Below are 24,249 nucleotides of genomic sequence, written 5' to 3'. Positions count from 1 at the left end.
CGCCCGTGGCCATCACCCTGGGCCCCAACCAGTACGGCAAGGCCGAAGTCCGGCTCGTCACCGTCCGGCGCGAGGGCAGCGTCCACCACCTCAAGGACCTCACCGTGTCGACGTCGCTGCGCGGTGACCTCGCGGCCACCCATCTGACCGGCGACAACGCCGACGTCGTCGCGACCGATACCCAGAAGAACACCGTCTACGCCTTCGCAAAGGAGGCGCCGGTCGGCGAGATCGAGGAGTTCGCCCTGCGTCTCGGACGGCATTTCGTCGACTCGTTCGAGCACATCTCGGGCACGCGGATCCTGATCGACGAGCACGGCTGGAACCGCATCTCCGGCCATGACCACGCGTTCTCCCAGGCCGGTAGCGAAAAGCGCACCACCGCGGTGACCATTCAGGACGGCCAGGCGTGGGTGGTGTCCGGATTGGACGATCTCGTGGTGCTCAAGTCGACCGGCTCGGAGTTCCACGGTTTCCCGCGTGACAAGTACACGACACTGGCCGAGACGAACGACCGGATCCTCGCGACCGCGGTGACCGCGCGCTGGCGCTATCAGGGCGACGGGATCGACTGGGCCACGAGCCACGCCGAGGTCCGGCGGATCCTGCTGGAGACCTTCGCGGACAAGCACAGCCTCTCCCTGCAGCAGACGCTGTACGCGATGGGAGAGGCTGTGCTCAAGGAACGCGAAGAGGTCGCCGAAGTCCGGCTGTCCCTGCCGAACAAGCACCATTTCCTGGTGGACCTGTCGCCGTTCGGACTGAAGAACGACAACGAGGTCTTCTACGCCGCAGACCGTCCGTACGGCTTGATCGAGGGTGTGGTCCTCCGCGACGACGCGGAAGACCCGGGCCTGGCCTGGCACACCCTCGCCGCTTTCTAGGGCACGGGCAGCGGCATTCCGGGGACGCTCTGGTCGGCGGGGACGATCCCGTCGACCAGGTAGGCGTTCACGATCTCGTCCACCGCGGGGTTCCCGTCCGCGTAGAGCCCGTGGTCGCCTTCACCGGTCACGGTCAGCATCCGCGAGTTCGCGAACTTCGCGTGTGCCCGCCTGGCACCCTCGATCGCCGTGGCCGGGTCGTGCTCGGAATGGACGATGAGCACCGGCGGCACCCCCTTGCCGTCCAGCTTCGGCAGCGGGCGCGGTTCCTTGTCCCAGAACAGGCAGACCGAAGCGTTCAACGTGCCACCGCCCGCGAGGAGCAGGCCGCGGTCGAGGTTCCGCTGTGATTCACGGATCAGCGATTCGCGGGTACCGATGAAGCGCCCTTCACCACAGACGGTGTTCCAGAAGGTGGCGTCCTGCGCGTCGGAGAAGTCACCCGCGTCCTTCGCCGCGGCGCGAGCGTCGGCCATGGCCTGTTCCGGCGCCCCGTTCTCCACCGCCGCCCGGATCTTGACCAGCAAGTCGGCGAGTGCCGGGAACACGGCTTTCTTGTAAAGCAGGTAGATGATGGCGGTATCGAGGTCCATCTGCCCCTTCCCGTCGATCGGGTTGCGGGACAAGGCATAACGCACTCGCTCGTAGGTCTGCCGGACCTCTTCACCACTGGTGCCGAAGTGATACTTGGCGTCGTACCGCGCCATCCAAGGCAGGAAGTCCTGCCGCCAGCGTCGTTCGAAGCCGACCGGCTGCCGGTCGAACGTCTTCTGCCAGTCCGTGGTGAACTCCGTCGAGGAGTCGAGCACGAACCGCCCCGTCCGCTGGGGGAACCGCTGCGCGTAATGCGCCCCCAGCCAAGTGCCGCCCGAGTAGCCGACCCAGTTGATCTTATCCCGACCGAGCAGCGTCCGGAGCAGGTCGAAGTCCCTGATCGTCTGATACGTGGTGATCAGCGGACCGAGTTCGCCATTGGCGTTCTGACAGCTCTTGGCGACGTACTCGGCGTTCGCCAGGATCTGGGCCAGGTTGCGCGGATCGCGATCGCGCGGGTCCAGCTGCCGGATGGCGCCGACGGCTCCCCGGCAGGTGACATTGGTGCTCTTGCCCGTCCCCCGGACGTCGATGCCGATGATGTCCTGATGTTCGCGCAGCTTCGCCTGCCCGCGGAACATCGTCGGCTGCCAACGACCGGCGCCACCCGGCCCGCCGGGATTGGTGAGCAACGAGGCCGTCGACGGCTCGGTCGACTTCAGCCTGCTGATCGCGATCGTCAGATCCTGCCGCTCGTGCGGACGGTCCCAGTCGCGAGGTGTGCGGTAGGTCGCGCATTCGAGGCCGCCGATGTCGGTGCCCGGCGGCAACGAGATCAGCTCCTCTTCCGCGCAGGGACGCCAGGCAAGCTTCTGATCGGCGTAGTGAGCCGGGATGCTCGCCGAAGCCGGGGTGGCTCCGGCGACCAGCCCGGCCACGATCACCGGGAGCATGCCGACGGCCATGAGCCGCTTCATCTCTTTCCCCTTTTCCTTGGATTCCCACGGCTCACGACGCTAGGACGCGGCATACCGGGCGGACATCGACCGCAGGTCGCACCGGATGCTGAACCAAGGGATAAGGGGACGTTCGACTCTTGATAGAACGCTCTATCATGAGGGGGTGACAGGGACCAGGGAACGTATCGTCAACGCCGGCGCCGAACTGCTCCGGCGGAACGGGTACACCGGCACCGGGGTGAAGCAGATCGTCGAGGCCGCGAACGCGCCCTTCGGCTCGCTGTACCACTTCTTCCCCGGCGGCAAGGAGCAACTCGGCGAGGAGGTCATCCGCACCTCCGGGATGATGTACGTCGCGCTGTTCGACATCTTCTTCGCCGACGAGCCGGACCTGATCCATGGGATCGAGGCGTGCTTCGCCGGCGCCGCCGAAACACTCCGCGAGACCGACTACGCCGATGCCTGTCCGATCGCGACCGTCGCGCTCGAGGTCGCCAGCACCAACGAAAAGCTGCGGGTCGCGACGGCCGACGTCTTCACGGCGTGGATCGAAGCGGGTACCGGGAAACTGGGCAAGTACGGCCTCGCACCCGCTGCCGCACGGCAGCTCACGATCGCGTTGGTGAACAGTCTCGAAGGGGCGTTCGTGCTGAGCCGGTCACTGCGGAACACGGAGGCGCTCGAGGTCGCCGGGGCTTCGTCGGTCGCACTGGCCCGGACCTTGCTCGGCTCGTGAGTATTCGGGGTCGCGAAGGCTCCCTTCCCAGTACATGATGGCCCCCTTCCTTGCGCCTAGCGCAAGGAAGGGGGCCATCATGTACTTCGGCCCCGGGCGCCGAACGCTGGCCGTCCCGCCGCTAGCGGGAGGCCGAATACGCCCGCCAGTCCCCGACCTCGGTGATGTCGGTCAGCTCAGGCGAGTCCACAAAGGACGAGCGCAGAACGGTCGCGAGGCAGGCCGCGCCGTCCTCCAGTTCGACGACACCCAGCTCCAGTTCCGGCGGCTCGGCCGGGACGAGGTGATCCCGCAGTACCGTGAGCGGCAGGTCGTAGACCTCGCCGACCACGGATCCGGTGCCGCCCTCGTACATCGCCGGGAACCGGTCCCCCACCGAGAAATACCGGTACTTCGGGGCCGAACGCGCCACGCAGCACAACGGCGCGCCTTGCAGTTGTCCGTGCAGCGGACCGCCGCGCATCCCGCCGCCGTTGAGGAACATCAGAACCACGACATGATCCCTTCGATACCGAAGTACAAGCCGAACACGGCGGCCAGGATCCCCAGGATCCAGCCGATCTCACGGAACTTGCCCGTGCAGATCTTGATCAGCACGTAGGCGACCAGTCCGGCGCCGATACCGTTGGTGATCGAGTAGGTGAACGGGATCAGCGCGATGGTCAGGAACACCGGAATCGCGAAATCCAGGTCCCGCCAGGGAATCCGCGCGCACTGCGCCATCATCATCCCGCCGATGACGACCAGCGCGGGCGCCGCCGCCTGTGCCGGGACGATCGCGGCGATCGGGGTCAGGAACAGGGTCGCGGTGAACAGACCGCCGGTGACGATACTGGCCAGCCCGGTCCGCGCACCTTCGCCGACTCCCGCGGCGGATTCCAGGAAGACCGTGTTCGGGGCGGACCCGGTCACACCGCCCGCGAGCGCGCCCGCGCCGTCGACCAGCAGGATGCGGCCCATCCCTTCGACCTTGCCGTCCTTGGTCAGGCCTGCCTCCTCCGAGACGCTGGTGATCGTGCCCATCGCGTCGAAGAACCCGGAAAGCACCAGGGTGAACAGGAACACCGCCGCGGTCACCGCGCCCGCCGAGCCGAACCCGCCGAAGAGATCGATGTCGCCCAGGAGGCTGAAATCGGGATTCGCCACGACGTGCTCGGGGACCTTCGGCTCGACCAGACCCCAGCCGCCGACGTGAAACACGCTGTTGACCAGCACCGCGAGCCCGGTCGCGACCGCGATGCTGATCAGCACCGCCCCCGGCACCCCCCGGCTCACGAGCACGATCATCAGCAGCAGGCCGAGGCAGAAGATCGCGATCGGCCACCCTTCCAGATGTCCGCCGATCCCCATCCGCACCGGCACCGTCGACTGGGCGGCGTCCGGTGTCCGCGTCACGAACCCGGCGCTGACCAGGCCGACCAGTGCGATGTAGAGCCCGATGCCGACGGTGATGGCGACCTTGAGCGGCATCGGGATCGCGTTGATGATCCGTTCCCGGATCCCGGAAACGGCCATGAACACGATGCAAACACCTTCGAGGACGACGAGCCCGAAGGCCTGCGCCCACGTCATGGCGGGTGCCATCTGGAAGGCGACGACGCCGTTGACGCCGAGACCGGCCGCGAGCGCCAGCGGCGCGTTGCCCACGAGTCCCATCAGGATGGTGGTCACCCCCGCCGCCAGCGCGGTCGCGGTGGTGATCGCCTCCGTGCTCAGCCGCGCGCCGGTGATGTCGGCCGACGCGCCGAGGATGAGCGGGTTGAGCAGCACGATGTAACACATCGCGACGAAGGTGGTGATCCCGCCGCGCACTTCGCGGCCGATCGTGCTGCCGCGGTGGGAGATCTTGAACCAGCGGTCGAGCCCGGACAGCCGCCTCGGCTCGGGCGAGGGCAGGTGGGGACGCTCTGTACCTAATTGGGTCATGCCTACTCCACAACGTTGTGGGGCGGGAAGAAAATCAGTAAGCCAACGGTCGGCGGAGCAGGTGTGGGCAGCCGAACCAGCCGACTACGATTCGCCTAATCAGTAAGCCTTCTTGTCGGGTTTCGACAGCCAGGCCTGGAAAGGCGCGAAAGAGTCCGAAAGGGACAGTTGGCCGACGGGTAGTGACCAGGTCTCACGCGGGCGGGAAAAGAGCTCGTAGAACTCGCGGTCGTCGAAGCCCGCCTCGGCCGCGTCGTGCCGGTCGGCGGCGTAGATCACCTTGCCGACGCGCGCCCAGAGCGCGGCGGAAAGGCACAGCGGGCAAGGCTCGCAGGAGGTCACGAGGACACAGCCGTCGAGTTTGTAGTCGCCGATCGCCTGGCAGGCGGCGCGGATCGCGACCACCTCGGCGTGCGCGGTCGGGTCCAGGCTCGGCGTCACCTGGTTGGTCCCGGTGGCCAGCACCGAACCGTCCCGCACGATCATCGCGCCGAACGGACCACCGCCGCGTTCGACGTTCGCGGTGGCCAGGTCGACGGCCTCGGCGAGCCATTTCCGCTCGTCGGACTCCGAAATGGACAGACGGGTACCCACAGCTGGACTCCTAGTTCGAAAAGTACGGTGGTGCTCAGGTGCCGGTGAGGTGTTCGGGGCGTACCGGGACCCGGGTGAGCGCCAGCCCGGTGGCCGCGCGGATGGCCGCGACGATCGCCGGGGTGGACGAGATCGTCGGCGGTTCACCGACCCCGCGCAGACCATACGGCGCGTTGGGGTCCGGCCGTTCCAGGACGTCGATGTCCATCGGCGGCATGTCCAGCACGGTCGGGATGAGGTAGTCGGTGAAGGACGGGTTGCGGATCTTCCCGTCGACGGTCTGGATCTCCTCCATCACCGCGAGGCCGAGGCCCTGCGCGGACCCGCCCTGGATCTGGCCGAGTACCGCCTGCGGGTTGAGGGCTTTTCCGACGTCCTGCGCGCAGTCGAGCGCGACGACCTTGATCAGCCCGAGTTCGGTGTCGACGTCGACGACCGCGCGGTGCGCCGCGAAGCCGTACTGGACATGCGCGTCGCCTTGCCCCGTTTCGGGATCGATCGGCACGGTCGGGCGGTGCCGCCATTCGACGGTCTCGTCGAAGACCTCGTCACCGAGGACGTCGGCGAGGTCCGCCAGTACCCGGCCGTCCGCCGAGACGACCTTGTTCCCGACGACGTTCAGCTTCCCGTCCGCGGCGAGCTTGCCCGCGAGCTGCTTGTGCAGCCCCGACCGCACCGCGACGCACGCGGCCTGGACGGCGCCGCCGGTGACGTAGCTCTGCCGGGAGGCCGACGTCGAGCCGCCGTTGCCGATGGTGGTGTCCATCGGCAGGATCGTCACCTGCTCGATGCCGAGTTCGGTGCGCACGATCTGCTGCATGATCGTCACCAGACCCTGGCCGACCTCGCAGGCCGCGGTGTGCACGGTCGCCGCGGGTTCGCCGCCGACGAGCTGCAGCCGCACGCGGGCCGTCGAGTAGTCGTCGAATCCCTCGGAGAAGCAGATGTTCTTGATTCCGACGGCGTAGCCGACCCCGCGGACGACGCCCTCACCGTGTGTGGTGTTGGAGACGCCGCCGGGCATCCGGCGCAGGTCGAGATCCCTGTCCTGGACAGGAAGCGGTTTCGCGCGCAGGCGTTCCAGCAGTTCGGCGACCGGCGCGGCCGAATCGACCACCTGGCCGGTCGGCATGACGCTGCCTTCGGCCATCGCGTTGCGGATCCGGATGTCGACCGGGTCGATACCGCAGGCCTCGGCGAGTTTGTCCATCTGGGACTCGTAGGCGAACGCCGCCTGCACCGCGCCGAAGCCGCGCATCGCCCCACAGGGCGGGTTGTTGGTGTACACGCCCCAGCAGTCGACCGATGCACTGTCCACATTGTACGGACCGACGCCGAGGGTGGCGGCGTTCGCGACCACCGCGCCGGTGGACGAGGCGTACGCGCCGCCGTCCAGGTACAACTTCGCCTTCACATAGACGAGCCGGCCGTCCTTGTCCGCGCCGTGCTCGTAGTACATCTTCGCGGGGTGGCGGTGCACGTGACCGTAGAAGGATTCCTCGCGGTTGTAGACCATCTTGACCGGCTTGCCGGTGTGCAACGCGAGCAGACACGCGTGGACCTGGATCGAGAGGTCCTCGCGGCCGCCGAACGCGCCGCCGACGCCGCCGAGCGTCAGCCGTACCTTGTCCTTGGGCAGGCCCAGCGCGGCGACGATCTGCTGCTGGTCGACGTGAAGCCATTGCGTGGCCACGTAAAGGTCGACACCGCCTTCGGTGTCCGGGATCGCCATGCCCGACTCGGGACCGAGGAAGGCCTGGTCCTGCATGCCGACCTCGTACACCCCGGACACCACGACGTCGGCCGTGACGGATTGGTCGCCGTGGCGGATCTTGGCGTGCCGCACGACGTTCCCGCCCGGGTGCAGCTCGGCGCCCTCGCCCGCGGCGGCTTTCTCGGAATCCGTCACCGGTTCGAGGACCTCGTAGGAGACCTTGATCCGCTTCATCGCGCGCCGCGCGGTTTCGGGATGATCCGCCGCGACGAGCGCCACCGGCTCGCCCTCGTAGCGCACGACGTCGACGGCCAGCACCGGCTGGTCGGAGTGTTCCAGGCCGTACTTGTTCAGCCCGGGCACGTCTTCGTGCGTCAGCACCGCGTAAACCCCTTGCACCGCGAGGGCCCCGGTGAGGTCGATGCCGGTGATCCGCGCGTACGGATGCGGGCTGCGCAGGGTGGCGCCCCACAACATGTCCTCGTGCCAGAGGTCCGAGGAGTAGGCGAATTCACCGCGCACCTTGACCGTGCCGTCGGGACGCCGGGGGCTCGCGCCGACGCCGTTGGCGGTACCGGTCGCGGTGGTGGTCTGCTTGGACGTTTCAGTCGAGGTCATACCGTCTCCCTTAGCCGGGCGGCGGCCACGGCCAGCTCGCGGGCGATCTCGTCTTCGGATTCCTCGCGCAGCGTCCCGTCGGTCACCACGGTCGCGCCGCCGACGAACAGCCGCGCGATCGGCGGGGTCGTGCCGAGCACCAGGGCGGCGACCGGATCGGTGATCCCGGCGTAGTTCAGCCCGTTCAGATCCCAGACCGCGAGGTCGGCGAGCTTGCCGACCTCGATCGAGCCCAGCTCCTTGGCCCGGCCCAGGCACCGTGCGCCACCCATCGTGCCCATCCACAACGCCTCACGCGTGGTCAGGGCCCGCGGCCCGCCGCGCTGGCGTGCCTGCAGCAGCGACTGGTGCAGTTCCTCGCCCAGCCCGCCGGATTCGTTGGACGCGGCGCCGTCGGCGCCCAGGCCGACCGGCACGCCGGCGTCGAGCAGCTGCCGGACCGGCGCGATTCCGGCGCCGATCCGCCCGTTGGACGTCGGGCAATGCGCCGCTCCGGTACCCGTGGCGCCCATCCGCCGGATCGCTTCCGGGGCGAGGTGGATCGAGTGCGCGAGCCAGACGTCGTCGCCGAGCCAGCCGAGTTTGTCGGCGTACTCGGCGGGTGTGCAGCCTGCCTCCGCGAGGCACTGCTTCTCCTCGTCGATCGTCTCGGCGAGATGGGTGTGCAGCCGGACTCCCTTGCGCCGCGCGAGTTCCGCCGCGCCGGTCATCAGCCGCTCGCTCACCGAGAACGGCGAACACGGCCCGGCCGCGATCTGCAGATGCGCTCCGGCGGAATCGTCGTGGAACCGGTTGATCGCGGCCTCGGTGCCGAGCAGCGCGGCCTCGGTCTCCTCGACGAGGTTGTCCGGCGGGAGCCCGCCCTGCGACTCGCCGCGGTCCATCGAGCCGCGGACGACGTGCAGTCGTACGCCGACGCGGATCCGGGCGGCGGCGAGGGCTTCCACCTGGTCGCCGCCGTCACGCGGGAAGACGTAGTGGTGGTCGGCGACCGTGGTGCAGCCGGTGGTGGCGAGCCGGGTGAGTCCCGCCGTGGCCGCCGCGTGCGTGATGTCGGCGTCGAGCCTGCTCCAGATCGGGTAGAGCTCGACGAGCCATTCGAACAGCGTGTGGTCGGCGGCGAGACCGCGCGTGGCCCACTGATAGAGGTGATGGTGGGTGTTGATCAGGCCCGGCGTCACCAGGCACCCGGAGCCGTCGATCCGTTCGTCGTAATCGCCTTCGGGTGCCCTGCCACCGCCGACCGCCGCGATGCGGTCGTTTTCGATGACGACGTGGCCCGAGGCGTGCTCGGTGCCCGCGCGATCGACCGTGGCGATGGCGGCGTTCTCGATGACGGTCTTCACGTGGTCTCTCCCCTGGTCGCGGCCAACCGGACGGCGTCGAGGATCTTCTCGTATCCGGTACACCGGCACAGGTTCCCCGCCAGCGCCTCGCGAATCTCCTCGTCGCTCGGCTTGCCGACGCGGTTGAGCAGATCGTGCGCGGCCACGACGAGGCCGGGGGTGCAGAAGCCACATTGGACGGCGCCCGTGTCCACAAAGGACTGCTGGACCGGGTCGAGCTCGTCGCCGTCGGCGAGTCCTTCCACGGTGCGCACCTCGCGGCCCTCGACCTGACCGGCCGCGACCAGGCACGAGCACACCGGAACCTCGTCCAGGTACACCGTGCAGGAACCGCATTCACCCTGTTCACAGGCATTCTTGGAGCCCGGGAGACCGAGCCGCTCACGGAGCACGTAGAGCAGGCTCTCCCCTTCCCAGACGTCGTCGGCCTGCCGGGATTCGCCGTTGATCGTCACGTTCACGCGCACTCGCGTTCACCCTTCTGGAAGTCGTTCCACGCCCAGGTCAGCGTCCGCCGGGCCAGGACGGACAACGCGTGCTTGCGGTAGTCGGCGCTGCCGCGGACGTCGTCGATCGGCGACGATGCCTGTGCGACCAGCTCGCCGAACCGGCGTTTGACCGAGTCGGCGACGGACGCCTTGGTGGACCAGGGAAGTTCGGCGGAGAGGAACTCTTCGGCCGCGGTCGCCCGGCGCGGGGTCGGCGCCGCCGAGCCGACCGCCGCGCGGACCTCGCGGGTGCCGAGGTGCAGGGCCAGCGCGAACGAGCAGACCGCGATGACCATCGCGTTGCGCGTCCCGACCTTCGCGAACTGCTGCGGGCCGACCTCGGCGGGCAGGTGCACCGCGGTGATCAGCTCGTCGGATTCCAGGGCGTTGCGCTTGACGCCGAGGTAGAACTCCTCGGCCGGGATCAGCCGTGTCCCGCGTACGGAAGCAACCTCGACTTCGGCGCCGAGCACGAGCAGCACGGGATGGGTGTCGCCGGCGGGCGACGCGGCACCGAGATTGCCGCCGACGGTGCCGCGGTTGCGGATCTGCGGCGAGCCGACGGTGCGAGAGGCCATCGCCAGCGCCGGCAGGACTTCACCCAGCTCAGCGATCACCCGGACGTAGGGCACCGAGGCGCCGAGCCGGATCTTGCCGTCGGTCTCGGTCCATTCGGCGAGTTCGGCGACGCGGTTGAGGTCGAGCAGCGCGCCGGGGCGGCGGTGGTCGAAATTGAGCTCCACCATGACGTCCGTGCCGCCCGCGATGGGCACCGCGTCGGGCCGCTCGGCCTTGACGGCGAGCGCCTCGGTCAGCGAGCTGGGGCGCAGGAAATCCACTCTCGGGCTCCTCGGTTCGGCGGCGGGCTGTGACGGCTGACTCAGTAGACGCCCTCCGCCCGTACGGCGGCAACGGTGCCGAAGCATGAAATCTCCCCAGCACCTGCCGGTCGATTTGTGGTTTCCTACAAACCTGATGACGACCGTGAAAACTCTGCTCTCGCTACCCGGGTTGCGCTTGCGCGTTCGCGCCGGGGCGGCCCTGCTCGACCGTCCGGTGTCCCGGATCTACGTCACCGAACTGCCCGATCCCGGTCGGTACGTGTCGGCGGGCGAACTCGTGCTGAGCGGGTTGCTGTGGTGGCGCGGGCCCGGCGATTCCGAGGCCTTCGTCGCCGCGCTGGCGAAGGCGGGCGCGGCGGGCCTGGCGGCCTCCGGCGCGGACTCCGACGGCATTCCCGAAGACCTCGTCGAGGCCTGTACGCGACACCGGATCCCGTTGCTGGAGGTGCCGGCGGATCTGTCGTTCTCGGTCGTCACCGAACGGGTCGTGTTGGCCTTGGCAGCCGCCGCGGAAGGCGCGCGCAAACGTTTGCTTTCAGCGGCGACCGAAGACGTGCCGATGGAGACGCTGCTGGACCGGGCCCGCGCGGAACTCGGCCTCCCCTGCCGGGTGGTCCCCGCGACCGCGCCGGACGAACTGGTGCGCCGGTTCGTCGCCGCGGGCGGACGCTCGCTGGAAGCCGACGACGTCTCCATCCGGCCGGTCGGCGGACGGCACGCGGTGCCGTGGCTGCTCGCGATCGGCGGCAGGCTCACCGCCGCTCAGGCGGAGATCGCGGAAGAACTCGCCGGGCTGATCGGGCTCGCGCGCACCCGGGCGGACGAGGTCCGCGCGGTCACCGACCGGGTGGTCGAACCGCTGCTGGCCGCCCTCGACGAGGGGAGCGATCCGCACGCGGCCCTGACCGCGACCGGGCTGCGCGGCGATCTGCGTGTCGTCGTCGCCCGTGCCGAGGGATCCGAAGCGGCGCGCGGGATCCTGACCGAGTTGCTGCCGCCCGGCGCCCTCGTCGGCCCCGCCGGCGAAACGACCTGGGCGGTGGCCGAGGACGACGGCGAGTGGCCGGACGACTGGCCTGCCACCGTCACCGCGGCCTTGGTGGGCGTGGAATCGCTGCTGCCGTGCCGTCGTGTGCTCATCGGGATCAGTGACCGCTCCCCGGTTTCCGCGCTGCGAGGCGCGAAAGAGGTCGCGCGCTACGCGCTGGCAGTGGCGGCGGAGCGGGCGGGCGCGGTCGAGGTCGTCCCCGGCGGCGAGATCGGCATGCACCGGCTGCTGCTGGCGGGCGCGTCCGACGACCTGCGGGCGGCGTTGCGGCGACGGGTACTGGGCCCGCTGCTGAGCTACGACGCCGAACAGGGCACGGATCTGGTGCACACCCTGCGCGTCTTCCTCGAGTGCTCCGGCTCGCCGACGCGAGCGGCGCGGACCCTGCACGTCCACGTCAACACCTTGCGGTACCGGATCGGACGGGCGAGCGAACTGCTCGGCGTCGATCTGACCGAGTTCACCGAGCAGCTGGACGTCTATCTGGCCTTGTCGGCAGGGAGCTGAAATGGGCATCACCACGGCGAAGGAAGCCGCCTACGACCCGCGGGTGGTCGCGTTCGGGCGGATGATGGGCGCGGCGAACCGGCTCGAATACCTGCTCGGCCGCGCGCTGGAGACCGAATGCGGCATCACGCATCTGATGTTCGAGGTCCTCCTGATCGTCGGCCGGAAGGGCGAGGCCGGGATGAGCATGCGCGCGATCGCGCAGGAGCAGGTGCTGACCACCGGCGGCGCGACGCGGCTGGTCGACCGGATGACGACGCTCGGCCTGGTCGTGCGCGCCTCCGATCCCGACGACCGCCGCGTACAACTCGTCCGGCTGACGAGCGAAGGCGAGAAGATGACCGTGCGGGCGGCGCGGATCCACGTCGAGAACATCCAGCGGCTCTTCCTCGACCCGTTGCCCGCCGACCACCGCGAACAGTTCACGCAGGACCTGCGGACACTGAGCCATTTCGCGCGCGACGCGCTCCCCCGGCTCCGCTAGGGTTTCCTACGTTCCGTGGCTGTTTAAACTCCCGTCATGCCTACTTCTGTGGTGATCCGCCCGGCGACCCCGGACGACGCCGACGCCGTCGCGGAGATCTGGTACCACGGCTGGCGGGACGGACACCTCGGCAACGTGCCCGGCGCGCTCGTGTGGGCCCGGACCCGGGAGTCGTTCTGGGATCGCGCCGGCAAACGCGTCGCCGATACGGCGATCGCCTTGGTCGAGGACGAAGTCGCCGGCTTCGTGATGGTCGTCGCGGACGAGGTCGAGCAGGTCTACGTTTCGTCGGCTCATCGCGGGAGCGGGGTGGCGCCGGCCTTGCTCGCCGAGGCGGAACGGCGCGTGAGCGCGGGCGGGCATTCCCGCGCGTGGCTCGCCGTGGTGCCGGGGAACGCGCGGGCGCGGCGCTTTTACGAACGGTGCGGATGGGTCGACGAGGGCCGGTTCGCACATCAGCCGCCGGGCACCGATGGGGAGATCACGGTCGCGTGTCAGCGTTATGCGAAAGCGGTGGGCTGAGCCGCAAGCAGGTGACCACGGGGTCGTGAGTGGCGATTCGGGGTCTGGCCGAGGTCGTTCAGGTAGTACATGATGGCCCCCTTCCTTGCGCCTAGCGCAAGGAAGGGGGCCATCATGTACTTCACGCGAGCAAGACCCGAATCGCCACTCACGATTACGGAATCCGTCGCGCGTAACCGTCCAATTCGGACCTCGAGAACGAAAGCTCCCCTTCGTCCACCGCGCCACAATCCAGTCCTCGCAGCAGGAAACTCGCCAAGGCCTGCGCCGTCGCGGGCTCGTCCAGCACCCCGCGCCCGGTCTGGTCCGCGTAATCCCGCAACCGCGCCAAAGCCGCCGGGAAACCCTGCCGGAAGAAGGCGTAGGTCGCGGCGAAACGGGTCGGCAGCTGATGCGGATGCAGATCCCAGCCCTGGTAGAACCCGCGCTCCAGGGAACGCCGCACCAGGCGGAGATGTTCGCGCCAGGCCGGGAGGATCCCGTCTCCGACGGGCAGTTTGTTCGTCGAGCCGTCGGAAAGCCGGACACCGGTGCCCGCCGCCGAAACCTGCATGAGCTGCTTGGCGAAATCGGCGGCCGGATGTTCCATGCTCTGGTACTCGGCGCTGATCCCGAGACCGGCGCTGTAGTCGTAGGTCCCGTAGTGCAGTCCCGAGCACCGGCCGCGGGCGGCTTCGATGATCCGCGGCACCGCGACCGTGCCATCGACGTCCACAATGGACTGGGCGGTCTCGATCTGGACCTCGAACCGCAGGGTGCCGTCGGCCAGCCCGTACGCGGATTCCAGGCGCTCCAGGACATCCGCCGCGACCTCGACCTGCTCGACCGCGGTCACCTTCGGCAGCGTGACGACGAAACCTTCCGGCAACGGCCCGCTTTCCAGCAGCCCGGCCAAGAACAGGTCCAGTGTGCGGATGCCACGACGCCGGGTCGCCTGTTCGAAGCTCTTGAACCGGATGCCGACGAACGGGGTCCCGCCCGTGATGGCCAGCGTCCGCCCCGCGGCGAGCGCGGTGGCGTCCTCCTCGGCGTCGCCGGGTTTGCCGTAGCCGTCCTCGAAGTCGATCCGCAGATCCTCGATCGGCTCGGTGAGGAGTTTGGTACGGACACGGTCGGCGACCTCCGCGTCCAGGCCCAGCTGATCGGCGTGTTCGCCGAAGACCCGCAGTGCCTGTTTTCCCCAATCCGCCACCAGCCGCGTCTTGTACCGCGACGCGGGCACGTACACGGTGTGCACGGGCTGGCGGCCAGGCGGCTCACCAGGGTATTTGGCCGCGACGCGCGCGTCGGCCTCGGCGAGGCGCGCGTCGGCGGCGGTGTAGACGTCCTCGGTGAGCCGCCCGTTCCCCATCGCGCTACTTGATCCGCTCGTAGGCGGGCAGCGTCAGGAAGTCCGGGAACTCGTCGGCGAGCGCGACCTGCTCGAACAGCTCGACGGCAGGCTCCAGCAGCTCCGCCTTGATCTCGGCGGCCAGTTCGCCGCGGACGTCGGTCAGCACACCACGCACCAACTCCTCGGTCACCTTGTCGCCGGTGTCGAGCCACGTGCCGTTGCGCACCCACTGCCACACCTGCGAACGCGAGATCTCGGCGGTGGCCGCGTCCTCCATCAGGTTGTGGATCGCCGCCGCGCCGTTCCCGCTCAGCCAGGAGGCGATGTAGCGGATACCGACGTCGACCGCGGCCCGCAGACCGGCGGCGGTGGCGCTCCCGGGCGTCGAAGCGGCGTCGAGCAGCTGCTCGGCGGTCACCGACACCTCGTCGCGGGTCCGGTCGAGCTGGTTCGGCTTGTCGCCGAGGACCTTGTCGAACTCCTCGCGGCAGATGTCGACCATGCCCGGGTGCGCGACCCAGGAACCGTCGAAGCCGTCGCCGGCCTCACGGCTCTTGTCGGCGCGGACCTTGTCGAGCGCCGCGGCGGTGACTTCCGGGTCCTTGCGGTTCGGGATGAACGCGGCCATGCCGCCGATCGCGAACGCGCCGCGCTTGTGGCAGGTGCGCACCAGCAGTTCGGTGTAGGCGCGCATGAACGGCGCGGTCATGGTGACCGAGTTGCGGTCCGGCAGGACGAACTTCTCGCCCGCGTCGCGGAAGTACTTGATCACGCTGAACAGGTAGTCCCAGCGGCCGGCGTTGAGGCCGGAGGCGTGCTCGCGCAGTTCGTAGAGGATCTCCTCCATCTCGAACGCGGCCGGGATGGTCTCGATCAGCACGGTCGCGCGGACGGTGCCGTGTTCGATGCCGAGGGTCTTCTCCGCGTGGGTGAAGACGTCGTTCCAGAGCCGGGCTTCGAGGTGGCTCTCCATCTTCGGCAGGTAGAAGTAGGGGCCCTTGCCGCGGTTCAGCAGTTCCCGCGCGTTGTGGAAGAAGTGCAGACCGAAGTCGACCAGCGCGCCGACGGCCTGACGCCCGCCGAAGGACAGGCCCCGCTCGTCGAGGTGCCAGCCGCGCGGGCGGACGACGATGGTCGCGTGCTCGACGTCGTCCTTCAGCGCGTAGCTCTTGCCGCCGCTCTCCAGCGTGATGGTCTCGCGGACGGCGTCGTACAGGTTGACCTGGCCGGAGATGACGTTCGCCCAGTGCGGCGTGTTGGCGTCCTCGAGGTCGGCGAGCCAGACCTTGGCGCCGGAGTTCAGCGCGTTGATGGTCATCTTGCGGTCGGTCGGACCGGTGATCTCGACGCGGCGGTCACGCAGGGCGGGCGGGGCCTCGGCCACCTTCCAGTCGCCCTCGCGGATCTCCTTGGTCTCGGGCAGGAAATCGAGCTTGCCGGTGGTCCTGGCCTCCTCGCGGCGCTTGCTCCTGGCCTGCAGCAGCTCGTCGCGGCGGGCGGCGAAGGCCTCGTGCAGGCCGGCGAGGAAGGCGAGGGCCTCCGGCGTGAGGATTTCGTTCCCGCGCTCGACCGGATCGCCGAGCACCTGAGCTTCAGACATGAGTAACACCCCGAGTTCGGATAAACAGTGACATTCCTACAAGCAAGACGTCCCTACGGTTTTACATGACGGACTATAGTTTCTGCATAGCGGAACCTCAACGCCGACGTAAGGAGTGCCACGGTGGCAGCGGAGAAGAACGGACGCGATGGCGGCGTCCAGTCACTTCAGCGGGCCTTCGAGCTCCTCGAGCATCTCGCGGACACCGGAGGCGAGGCCAGTCTTTCGGAGCTGGCCACCCTGTCCGGGCTGCCGATGCCGACCATCCACCGGCTGATCAGGACACTGCTGGATCTGGGTTACGTCCGGCAGAACACCAACCGCCGGTACGCGCTGGGCGCCCGGCTCATCCGGCTGGGTGAGAACGCCAGCATGCAGTTCGGTTCGTGGGCGCGGCCGCTGCTCGCGGAACTCGTCGAGGAGGTCGGCGAGACGGCGAACCTCGCGGTGCTGGAGCGGGACGAGGTGGTCTACGTCGCCCAGGTGCCGTCGAAGCACTCGATGCGGATGTTCACCGAGGTCGGACGTCGGCTCCTGCCGCACGGCACCGGCGTGGGGAAGGCGATGCTCGCGCATCTGCCGCCCAAGGACGTCACGGCCCTGCTCTCGCGGACCGGCATGCCCTCCTACACCGAGCACACCTTCACCGACCAGGACGCGCTCCTGCGCGAGCTGGCGAAAATCGCCCAGCAGGGTTACGCCCTCGACGAAGCCGAGCAGGAACTCGGCGTCCGCTGCGTCGCCGTCGCGGTCCCGGGCGCGCCGGTGCCGGCGGCGGTCTCGGTGTCCGGACCCTCAGGACGGCTCACGATGGAGGCCGTCGAGCGGATCGCTCCCGCCGTCCAGCGGATCGCGACCGCGCTCGGTTCGACCCTTTCGCGTGACGGGGTCACCGTTTGAGGCGGGTCTCCAAGCCGTCGAGCATCCTGTCCAGCCCATAACGGAACTTCTCGTCGCGGAGCTGCTCCGGGTCCGCCTCGACGTCGTCGCGGACGAGCCGCTCCCGCTGGTGCGGATACTCCCGCGCCGCCTCCTCGACGGCGGGACGCAGATGCTCCGCCCATTCACGCTCGCTCCGGCCGCTCTTCGCGACCGTCGTGAGCCATGCCGCCTCGGTGGTCCCCATGCCGATGACGTACGAGATCACCGCGCTGATCGCCTGATCCGCCTCGTCGTCAGGGAAGCCCGCGGCCACGAAGACGGCCAGCAGCCGCTCGTTGAGCCGCATGACATTCGGCCCCAGGTACGACAGGCCGACCGAGCCGAGCAGTGCAGCGATCCACGGGTGCCGCAGGATCATCGCGCGCACACTCCGCGCCCCGACGACGGCCGCCTCGCGCCACGAAACGCCCTCTTCCGGCACGGTGATTTCGCCGTAGACCTCGTCGACAACCAGCTCGATCAACTCGTCACGGTTGGCCACGTGCCGGTACAGCGAGGTCGCGCCCGCGTTGAGCGCGGTGCCGAGCCTGCGCATGCTCAGCGCGTCGACGCCTTCGACGTCCAGGAGCCGGACGGCCTCGGCGACGATCTGAGCCTGGCTCAACGCGGGTTGCTCCCGCTTACGGCGCGGACGGGTCCACACCGACTGAATCGGCTTCTCCTCAGTGGGCATACCGCCCACTTTAGCGCACGACGTACCCCCTTGCGAACGATCTCGCAGTTTGCGTACAGTGTGCGCAGCAACGGAACAATGTACGCGAACGACTCTGGGGGTTTCCCGATGAAGGTGATCGAAGGGCGCGATCCGCGCCGCTGGTGGGTCCTGATCGTGCTGTGCTTGAGCACGCTCGTGCTGGTCGTGGACAACATGGTGCTGACCGTCGCCGTGCCGCCGCTCGCCGAAGACCTAGGGGCGAGCGCCCAGGAGACGCAATGGATCCTGGACTCCTACATCCTGGTGTTCGCCGGACTGCTGCTCACCTCGGGCAGCCTCGGCGACCGCTTCGGCCGCCGGAAGGTGATGATCATCGGCCTGGCCCTTTTCGGGGCGGCCTCACTCGTCGCCGCGTTCGCGGCGGACCCGCTCGAACTGATCGTGGCCCGCGCGGTGATGGGCGTCGGCGGCGCTCTAATCATGCCGAGCACCCTTTCGATCCTGATCACCGTCTTCGACGACGAAGAGCGCCGCAAGGCGATGGCGGCGTGGAGCGCGGTCGCGATGCTAGGCCTGGTCGGCGGCCCGGTGCTGGGCGGCGTGCTGATCGCGTGGTTCTGGTGGGGCGCGGTGTTCCTGATCAACGTGCCGATCGTCGCCATCGCCGTGCTCGCCGCGCTCACGCTGATGCCCGAGTCCAAGGGTCCGTGGCAGAAGCCGGATCCGCTCGGCGCGATCCTGTCCGCGACCGGGATGGTCGCGCTGGTCTGGACGATCATCGAGCTGCCCAAGCACGGCTTCACCGAGGCCGGGACGCTCGTGCCGCTGGCGATCGCGGTGGTGAGCCTGGCCGGTTTCGTGGTGTGGGAACGGCACACACCGTCGCCGATGGTCCCGCTCAAGCTGTTCCGCAAGCGCAACTTCAGCGGTGGCAGCCTGTCGCTCACACTGGTGCAGATCGGCAACGGCGGTCTGCTGCTGCTCCTGACCCAGTACCTGCAGTTCGTGCTCGGCTACACCCCCACCGAGGCGGGTCTGGCGTTCATCCCGATGGCCATCGCGTCGCTGCTGTTCAACACTCTGGGCGCCACGCTGGGTCAGAAGATCGGCAACCGGGCACTGGCCACCTTCGGGATGATCGTGATGGCCGGCGGCTTCGCCCTGCTCGCGACGATGTCGGCGAGCGAAGGTTTCCTGCTGCCCGCGATCGCGCTGTTCCTGCTCGGCGCCGGTGGCGGACTGGCGATGCCGTCGGCGATCGCGGCGCTGATGGGCGAGGTTCCCGAAGAGCAGGCCGGGGTCGGCTCCGCGCTCAACGACACGATCCAGCAGCTGGGCGCCGCGCTCGGCATCGCAATCCTCGGCAGCATCGTGTCCGGCTTGTTCACTTCGCGGATGCCCGAGTCCGCTCCGGCGCAGGCGCGGCTTTCAATCGGTGACGCCTTCGCCACCGGCGACGGTGGCCTGATGAGCGCGGCCCGCGAGTCATTCACCTCGGCGATGTCGACGACGTTCCTCGTGAGCGCCGTGGGCGTGCTGGCCGCGGCGGTCGTCGCGTTCCTGGTGATGCAGGACAAGAAAACCGCCCCGGCCGACGCTCCGGTCTCCGTGTGACGGCGAAGTCCGTGAAGGCCCCTCTTTCGGCTGAGCCGGGAGAGGGGCCTCCGCCGTAACCTCGAGAGGGGCCGAGCGAGGGGGAAGTCAGATGGTCGAGCCGGTGATCGCCTGGGTGGGGCGGAAGCTCGCGGAGAAGGCACTCGACCGGGCAGTGACCGCAGGCGGCCGGAAACCACAGTGGCACGATCTGAGCGGCCAAGGCGCCGAAGCGACCAGCGACCTCGACATCACCGTGAAGTACACCTTGCCGTACTACCGGGGCGCGAAAGCACCGGTCATCCTGACCTTGCCCATGGTGCTGGGGGAAACCGCCCGCGTGCGGCTGAACCGGGGCAGGTACCGGATCACGGCGTCGATCCTCGAACTGTCCCCTGGCAAGGCGTGGCGCCGACATTGCACGCCTCTCCTCGGTCGGTCAGCCTGAGGAACCCGGGATGCCCGATGTGCGGGGGCGCCGGGATGTACTTACCCTGCCTGGACCACCGTCTTCAGGTCTCCCGCTACCTGGTGGAAGTGCTGCTCCCCCGCCTGCGTGCGTCCTAGTTGCCGAGCAGGGCCTCGACGAACGCGCCCGGCTCGAAGGGCGCCAGGTCGTCCGGGCCTTCGCCGAGACCGACCAGCTTGACCGGCACCCCGAGTTCGCGCTGCAACTGGAAGACGATGCCGCCCTTCGCGGTGCCGTCCAGTTTGGTCAGCACGATGCCGGTGACGTCGATGACCTCCGAGAACACGCGCGCCTGCATCAGCCCGTTCTGCCCGGTGGTGGCGTCGAGCACCAGCAGCACCTCGTCGACCTTCGCCAGCTTCTCGACGACTCGCTTGACCTTGCCCAGCTCGTCCATCAGGCCGGTCTTGGTGTGCAGACGGCCGGCGGTGTCGACCAGTACCGCGTCCACGCCCGCCTCGATGCCGCGTTTGACGGAGTCGAAGGCGACCGCCGCCGGGTCCGCGCCTTCCTTGCCGCGCACGACCTCCGCGCCCACGCGCTCGGCCCAGGTCTGCAACTGGTCCGCCGCGGCGGCCCGGAAGGTGTCGGCCGCGCCGAGTACGACGGTGCTCCCCTGCGCGACGAGCACCCGGGCGAGCTTGCCGGTGGTGGTGGTCTTGCCGGTTCCGTTGACACCGGCGACCAGGACGACGGCGGGCTGCTTCGCCCCGTCGACGGTGTGCGGCAACGCGCGGACGGCGCGGACCGCGTCGGTCGACAGGGCGGCGGTGAGGACCTCTTGCAGAACCGCGCGTGCCTCTTCGGACGTCCGCACGGCGCGGCGCTTCAGCTCTTCACGCAGGCGCTCGACGATCTCGGTGGTCGTCGCGGCACCCAGGTCGGCCATGAGCAGCGTGTCTTCGACGTCCTGCCAGGAATCCTCGTCCAGGTCACCGGCACCCAGCAGACCCAGCAGGCTCTGCCCGAACACCGAACGCGACTTCGAAAGCCGGCCGCGCAGCCGCTCGATCCGACCGGTCGCGGGGGCGATCTCCTCGCGGGCGGGTGCGGGCTCCCCGGCGGGCTCGGCAGGCTCCACGGGTTCGGGGAGTTCGACGTCGCGCACCGTGCGCTGCGCGGAATCCCTCGGCACCGACGCGTCGTCCCCGACCGCGGGCTGGCCGTCGGTCTCGGGACGTTCCTCGACCGGATGCTCCGGCTCGACGGGCTCCTCGGTCTTCTCACCGCCTGGAGCGAGGGCGATCCCGCCGGTCGCGGCATATCCGCCGCCCTTCGGCTTCGCGCGCTCGACAGCCTCGGCAGCCTTGGACTCGTCCAGGCTGATCCGGCGGCGGCGCGCGATGAACAGCCCGGCCACCAAGACGGCGACCAGAACCACGACGGCAACGACAACGATCCAGAACCAGGGGGAGCTCGACACGGCGCCATCTTCGCATCCGCACCCGGCCCGGCTCAGGCGCCCCACTGCGAGGCAGCCGATCTCGTCAGACACCCACTGGATAGGACTCATTTCGGACAAGAAGAAACAGTCCTGCTTGCGCGGTCTCCGGAACGAGGGCTAGACCACTGAAGAATGACGGTTTTCTCCGGCACTGGGGTCCGGGTGATCGGACTCATCTCCGGCACGTCGATCGACGGGATCGACGTGGCGGCCGCCGAACTGCGCGCCCACGGGGACACTGTGGAGCTTGCCCCGCTCGGTCAGCTCGAAGTCCCTTATCCCGGACCGCTCCGTGACGCCTTGCTCGCCGCCCTGCCGCCGAATCCCTGCAGCGCCGAGCAGCTGACAAAACTCGACACCCTGGTAGGACAGGCCTTCGGCGAGGCCGCCGCTCGGGGCATCGAGGAACTGGCCGGTGGTGAAGCCGACGTCGTCGCCTCACTGGGACAGACCGTGTTCCACTGGGTCGAGGACGGCACCGCGCGCGGCACGCTGCAACTGGGGAATCCGGCGTGGATCGCCGAGCGCACCGGGCTACCCGTGGTGGCCGACCTGCGCGTGCGCGACGTCGCCGCGGGCGGGCACGGCGCACCGCTGGCCAGCACGCTGGACGCGTTGTGGCTCCGGGAGATGGCCGATTCCGGCCCCATCGCCGCACTGAACATCGGCGGCATCGCCAACATCACCGTGGTCCCCGCCGACGGCGACGTCCTCGCCTACGACACCGGGCCCGGCAACGCCCTGATGGACCTCGTCGCGCACCGCGCCACCGGACGGCGTGCCGACATCGACGGAGCGCTCGCCCTGCGCGGGGACATCCGGCCCGACCTGCTGGCGAAACTCCTGCTCGACCCGTACTACGCGGCCGCGCCGCCGAAGTCGACCGGCAAGGAACTGTTCCACGGCACCTACCTCGACACCGCGCTCGATGGTCTCCCACCCGTCGGCGCCGAAGACCTCCTGGCGACCCTCACAGAACTCACGGCCGTGACGATCGCCGCGGAATGCCGACGCCACGCGATCGCGACGCTGATCGTCTCCGGCGGCGGCGCCGACAACCCGGCGCTGATGGCCGCGCTCGCCCGGAATCTGCCCGGTACGGCACTGAAGACCAGCGACGACCACGGCCTGCCACGAGCGGGCAAAGAGGCATACCTGACCATTCTGCTCGGCTGGCTGACCTGGTCCGGCGTCCCGGGGAACCTCCCGTCGGCGACCGGTGCCCGTGGCGACCGGCTTCTCGGCAACATCACCCCGGGCGCGGGATCCCTGCGGCTTCCCGCGCCTCATGCCTCAACCGTGACCCGGCTACGGGTAGCGGCGGCGACCGGCGAGCGATAGGAGATACGGATGCGCGCACTTGACCTCGCGATCATCGGGCTTTTTCTGGTCGGCATGCCCCTGCTGGGCATCTGGATCGGCGGCAAACAGAAATCCGGCTCCGACTACTTCGTCGGCGAAGGCAAGATCTCCTGGTGGGTGGCCTGCCTGTCGGTGGTCTCCGCGGAGACGTCCACCCTCACCGTGCTTTCCGTGCCGACGGTGGCCTACATCGCCACCCCGGGCGAAGGCGGGATGACCTATCTGGCGCTGGCGGTCGGCTACATCGCCGGCCGGATCGTGGTGTCGATGGTGCTGTTGCCGCGCTACGTCGCGGGCAACCTCGTCACCGCGTACGCCTTCCTGGGCAAACGGTTCGGCAACGGGTTGCAGGGCACCGCGTCGGTGACCTTCCTGCTCACCCGCACCTTGGCCGACGGCATCCGGCTGTTCGCCACCGCCATCCCGATCAATGTGGTGCTCGCCGCCTACGGCCTGACGGTCTCGTACTGGACCATCGTGGTCGGGCTCGGCATCGCGATGGTGATCTACAGCTTCTTCGGCGGGGTCCGCGCCGTCGTCTGGGTCGACGCGATCCAGATGCTCTGGTACATCCTCGGCGCGGTCGTGGTCATCTGGGTGATCGCCGGGCGGCTGCCGGACGGCTGGTTCGGCAAGGCCGTCGACGCCAACAAGTTCCAGCTCTTCGACTTCACCTCGAACATGCTCACCGGGCAGTACGCCTTCTTCACCGCCGTGATCGGCGGCGCGGTGCTCTCGATGGCGTCGCACGGCTCCGACCAGCTGATCGTGCAGCGCCTGCAGGCGACCAACGACCTGCGCGCCGCACGGAAGGCGCTGGTCGCCAGCGGTTTCGTGGTGTTCGTCCAGTTCGCGCTGTTCCTGTTCATCGGGGTGCTGCTGTGGGCGCTGTACAACGGCCTGGCCCCCACGAAACCGAAGCCGGAAGGACTCGGCCTCGCCAACAAGGACGAACTGTTCGCGAACTTCATCGTGAACGACCTGCCGAGTGGTCTGTCCGGCTTCGTGATCGCCGGGATCCTCGCCGCCGCACTGAGTTCGTCACTCGGCGCGCTGGCCTCGTCCACGGTGACCGACGTCTACGAACGGGTGATCGGCAGGCAGCTGCCGGAAGCCGACCGGCTGAAGCACGGCCGGATCTGGACGATCGTCTGGGCGGGCGCGCTGATCCTGTGCGCGGGTTTCTTCGCCTCGTCCAACAAGACCTCGGCCGACCCGATCGTGGTGCAGGCGCTCGGCATCACCGGCTACACCTATGGCGCGCTGCTCGGCGCGTTCCTGCTGGGCCTGCTGTTCAAGCGGGCGAGGCAGGCGGACGCGATCGTCGCGTTCGTGTCGACGGTGATCGTGATGGCGTTCATCATCCTCGGCGTCAAGTTCAACAAACCGGACGGCAGCCTGATCGGCATCGACTTCGGCCGGGCCGCCGGGACCAAGGTGGCGCTGGCGTGGCCCTGGTACACGTTGTGCGGCGTGGTGATCACGCTCGTCGTGGGTGGGCTGCTCTCGCTGCGGCACCGCAGTGAGGACCCGCTCGCGGAGCCGGACGTGAAGGAGTCGACGCCCGTTTAACTCGTCCCCGAACGCTATGAAAGGCCCCTTCATTGAGCCTTTTTCATCGTGTTTGTTCGAGGGTGAGGATGGCTTTG

22 protein-coding genes are annotated in these 24,249 nt (G+C 68.8%); 10 read left to right on the top strand and 12 right to left on the bottom strand.

The features are described 5' to 3' along the window. Positions 1 to 5: 5 nt before the first annotated feature. The gene (gene pucL, locus AVL48_RS32030) at positions 6 to 884 is read left to right on the top strand and encodes a factor-independent urate hydroxylase (protein WP_061984513.1); all 879 of its coding nucleotides are present in this window, start codon (positions 6 to 8) and stop codon (positions 882 to 884) included. Here the strand turns inward: pucL and AVL48_RS32025 are convergent. Then, entirely contained in the window at positions 881 to 2,395 is a 1,515-nt protein-coding gene (locus AVL48_RS32025; RefSeq protein ID WP_061984515.1) for an alpha/beta hydrolase, read from the bottom strand. The two genes, pucL and AVL48_RS32025, sit on opposite strands and share 4 nt — an antisense overlap. Before the next feature lie 145 nt (positions 2,396 to 2,540). Between AVL48_RS32025 and AVL48_RS32020 the strand changes: the two genes are divergently transcribed. After that, positions 2,541 to 3,113 carry a TetR/AcrR family transcriptional regulator gene (locus tag AVL48_RS32020; RefSeq protein ID WP_061984518.1) on the top strand — a complete coding sequence of 191 codons (573 nt, stop codon included), beginning with the start codon at positions 2,541 to 2,543 and terminating at the stop codon, positions 3,111 to 3,113. Positions 3,114 to 3,234: 121 nt separating this feature from the next. Here the strand turns inward: AVL48_RS32020 and AVL48_RS32015 are convergent, their stop codons facing one another. The 7 genes from AVL48_RS32015 to AVL48_RS31985 form a co-directional block, all read right to left on the bottom strand. Further along, on the bottom strand, positions 3,235 to 3,606 hold the full coding sequence (locus AVL48_RS32015) for an allophanate hydrolase-related protein (RefSeq protein ID WP_061984520.1): 372 nt from the start codon (positions 3,604 to 3,606) through the stop codon (positions 3,235 to 3,237). Continuing rightward, positions 3,597 to 5,039, bottom strand: a complete 1,443-nt coding sequence (locus AVL48_RS32010) for an NCS2 family permease (RefSeq protein WP_061984522.1) — start codon at positions 5,037 to 5,039, stop codon at positions 3,597 to 3,599. The genes AVL48_RS32015 and AVL48_RS32010 overlap by 10 nt, the downstream gene beginning before the upstream one ends. Before the next feature lie 99 nt (positions 5,040 to 5,138). After that, positions 5,139 to 5,633: a nucleoside deaminase gene (locus tag AVL48_RS32005; RefSeq protein ID WP_082857832.1), complete on the bottom strand. Its 495-nt coding sequence runs from the start codon at positions 5,631 to 5,633 to the stop codon at positions 5,139 to 5,141. A gap of 34 nt (positions 5,634 to 5,667) precedes the next feature. Then, the gene (gene pucD, locus AVL48_RS32000; RefSeq protein WP_061984524.1) at positions 5,668 to 7,965 is read right to left on the bottom strand and encodes a xanthine dehydrogenase subunit D; all 2,298 of its coding nucleotides are present in this window, start codon (positions 7,963 to 7,965) and stop codon (positions 5,668 to 5,670) included. Next, positions 7,962 to 9,311 (bottom strand): 8-oxoguanine deaminase, encoded by a 1,350-nt coding sequence (locus tag AVL48_RS31995; RefSeq protein WP_061984526.1) that lies wholly within the window; start codon positions 9,309 to 9,311, stop codon positions 7,962 to 7,964. The genes pucD and AVL48_RS31995 overlap by 4 nt, the downstream gene beginning before the upstream one ends. After that, positions 9,308 to 9,778, bottom strand: coding sequence for a (2Fe-2S)-binding protein (locus AVL48_RS31990; RefSeq protein ID WP_061984528.1), 471 nt, complete (start codon positions 9,776 to 9,778; stop codon positions 9,308 to 9,310). Before AVL48_RS31990 ends, AVL48_RS31995 begins: the two co-directional genes overlap by 4 nt. Beyond that, the gene (locus AVL48_RS31985) at positions 9,769 to 10,638 is read right to left on the bottom strand and encodes an FAD binding domain-containing protein (RefSeq protein ID WP_061984530.1); all 870 of its coding nucleotides are present in this window, start codon (positions 10,636 to 10,638) and stop codon (positions 9,769 to 9,771) included. The genes AVL48_RS31990 and AVL48_RS31985 overlap by 10 nt, the downstream gene beginning before the upstream one ends. A gap of 136 nt (positions 10,639 to 10,774) precedes the next feature. Here AVL48_RS31985 and AVL48_RS31980 point away from each other — a divergent pair, with 136 nt between their 5' ends. Genes AVL48_RS31980 through AVL48_RS31970 form a run of 3 tightly spaced genes read left to right on the top strand, consistent with a single transcriptional unit; the run spans position 10,775 to position 13,202 of the window. Beyond that, on the top strand, positions 10,775 to 12,196 hold the full coding sequence (locus tag AVL48_RS31980) for a PucR family transcriptional regulator (protein WP_061984532.1): 1,422 nt from the start codon (positions 10,775 to 10,777) through the stop codon (positions 12,194 to 12,196). A 1-nt stretch (position 12,197) separates the two neighbouring features. After that, positions 12,198 to 12,680 carry a MarR family winged helix-turn-helix transcriptional regulator gene (locus AVL48_RS31975; RefSeq protein WP_061984533.1) on the top strand — a complete coding sequence of 161 codons (483 nt, stop codon included), beginning with the start codon at positions 12,198 to 12,200 and terminating at the stop codon, positions 12,678 to 12,680. 36 nt (positions 12,681 to 12,716) lie between these two features. Next, positions 12,717 to 13,202 carry a GNAT family N-acetyltransferase gene (locus AVL48_RS31970; protein ID WP_061984536.1) on the top strand — a complete coding sequence of 162 codons (486 nt, stop codon included), beginning with the start codon at positions 12,717 to 12,719 and terminating at the stop codon, positions 13,200 to 13,202. Positions 13,203 to 13,356: 154 nt separating this feature from the next. Here the strand turns inward: AVL48_RS31970 and AVL48_RS31965 are convergent, their stop codons facing one another. Together AVL48_RS31965 and aceB are read right to left on the bottom strand one after the other, a co-directional pair. Beyond that, the gene (locus AVL48_RS31965; protein WP_061990346.1) at positions 13,357 to 14,553 is read right to left on the bottom strand and encodes a DUF6986 family protein; all 1,197 of its coding nucleotides are present in this window, start codon (positions 14,551 to 14,553) and stop codon (positions 13,357 to 13,359) included. Positions 14,554 to 14,557: 4 nt separating this feature from the next. Then, positions 14,558 to 16,135: a malate synthase A gene (gene aceB, locus AVL48_RS31960; RefSeq protein WP_061990347.1), complete on the bottom strand. Its 1,578-nt coding sequence runs from the start codon at positions 16,133 to 16,135 to the stop codon at positions 14,558 to 14,560. Between the two features lie 123 nt (positions 16,136 to 16,258). Between aceB and AVL48_RS31955 the strand changes: the two genes are divergently transcribed. After that, positions 16,259 to 17,035, top strand: coding sequence for an IclR family transcriptional regulator (locus AVL48_RS31955; protein WP_061990348.1), 777 nt, complete (start codon positions 16,259 to 16,261; stop codon positions 17,033 to 17,035). Here the strand turns inward: AVL48_RS31955 and AVL48_RS31950 are convergent. Then, positions 17,025 to 17,750, bottom strand: a complete 726-nt coding sequence (locus tag AVL48_RS31950; RefSeq protein ID WP_061990365.1) for a TetR/AcrR family transcriptional regulator — start codon at positions 17,748 to 17,750, stop codon at positions 17,025 to 17,027. The genes AVL48_RS31955 and AVL48_RS31950 overlap by 11 nt on opposite strands. 108 nt (positions 17,751 to 17,858) lie before the next feature. On the opposite strand from AVL48_RS31950, the gene AVL48_RS31945 reads away from it, so the two are divergent. Beyond that, on the top strand, positions 17,859 to 19,346 hold the full coding sequence (locus AVL48_RS31945; RefSeq protein WP_061990349.1) for an MFS transporter: 1,488 nt from the start codon (positions 17,859 to 17,861) through the stop codon (positions 19,344 to 19,346). A 91-nt stretch (positions 19,347 to 19,437) separates the two neighbouring features. Next, positions 19,438 to 19,773 (top strand): hypothetical protein, encoded by a 336-nt coding sequence (locus AVL48_RS31940; protein ID WP_061990350.1) that lies wholly within the window; start codon positions 19,438 to 19,440, stop codon positions 19,771 to 19,773. A 115-nt stretch (positions 19,774 to 19,888) separates the two neighbouring features. On the opposite strand, the gene ftsY is transcribed toward AVL48_RS31940, so the two are convergent. Further along, positions 19,889 to 21,217, bottom strand: a complete 1,329-nt coding sequence (gene ftsY, locus AVL48_RS31935) for a signal recognition particle-docking protein FtsY (protein ID WP_061990357.1) — start codon at positions 21,215 to 21,217, stop codon at positions 19,889 to 19,891. A gap of 153 nt (positions 21,218 to 21,370) precedes the next feature. Between ftsY and AVL48_RS31930 the strand changes: the two genes are divergently transcribed. Next, the gene (locus tag AVL48_RS31930; RefSeq protein WP_061990361.1) at positions 21,371 to 22,579 is read left to right on the top strand and encodes an anhydro-N-acetylmuramic acid kinase; all 1,209 of its coding nucleotides are present in this window, start codon (positions 21,371 to 21,373) and stop codon (positions 22,577 to 22,579) included. A gap of 9 nt (positions 22,580 to 22,588) precedes the next feature. Then, positions 22,589 to 24,172: a sodium:solute symporter gene (locus AVL48_RS31925; RefSeq protein ID WP_061990363.1), complete on the top strand. Its 1,584-nt coding sequence runs from the start codon at positions 22,589 to 22,591 to the stop codon at positions 24,170 to 24,172. Positions 24,173 to 24,249: the final 77 nt, after the last annotated feature.

This window comes from Amycolatopsis regifaucium (assembly GCF_001613935.1).
Lineage (GTDB): Bacteria > Actinomycetota > Actinomycetes > Mycobacteriales > Pseudonocardiaceae > Amycolatopsis > Amycolatopsis regifaucium.
This window is presented reverse-complemented; position numbering and strand designations above follow the sequence as displayed.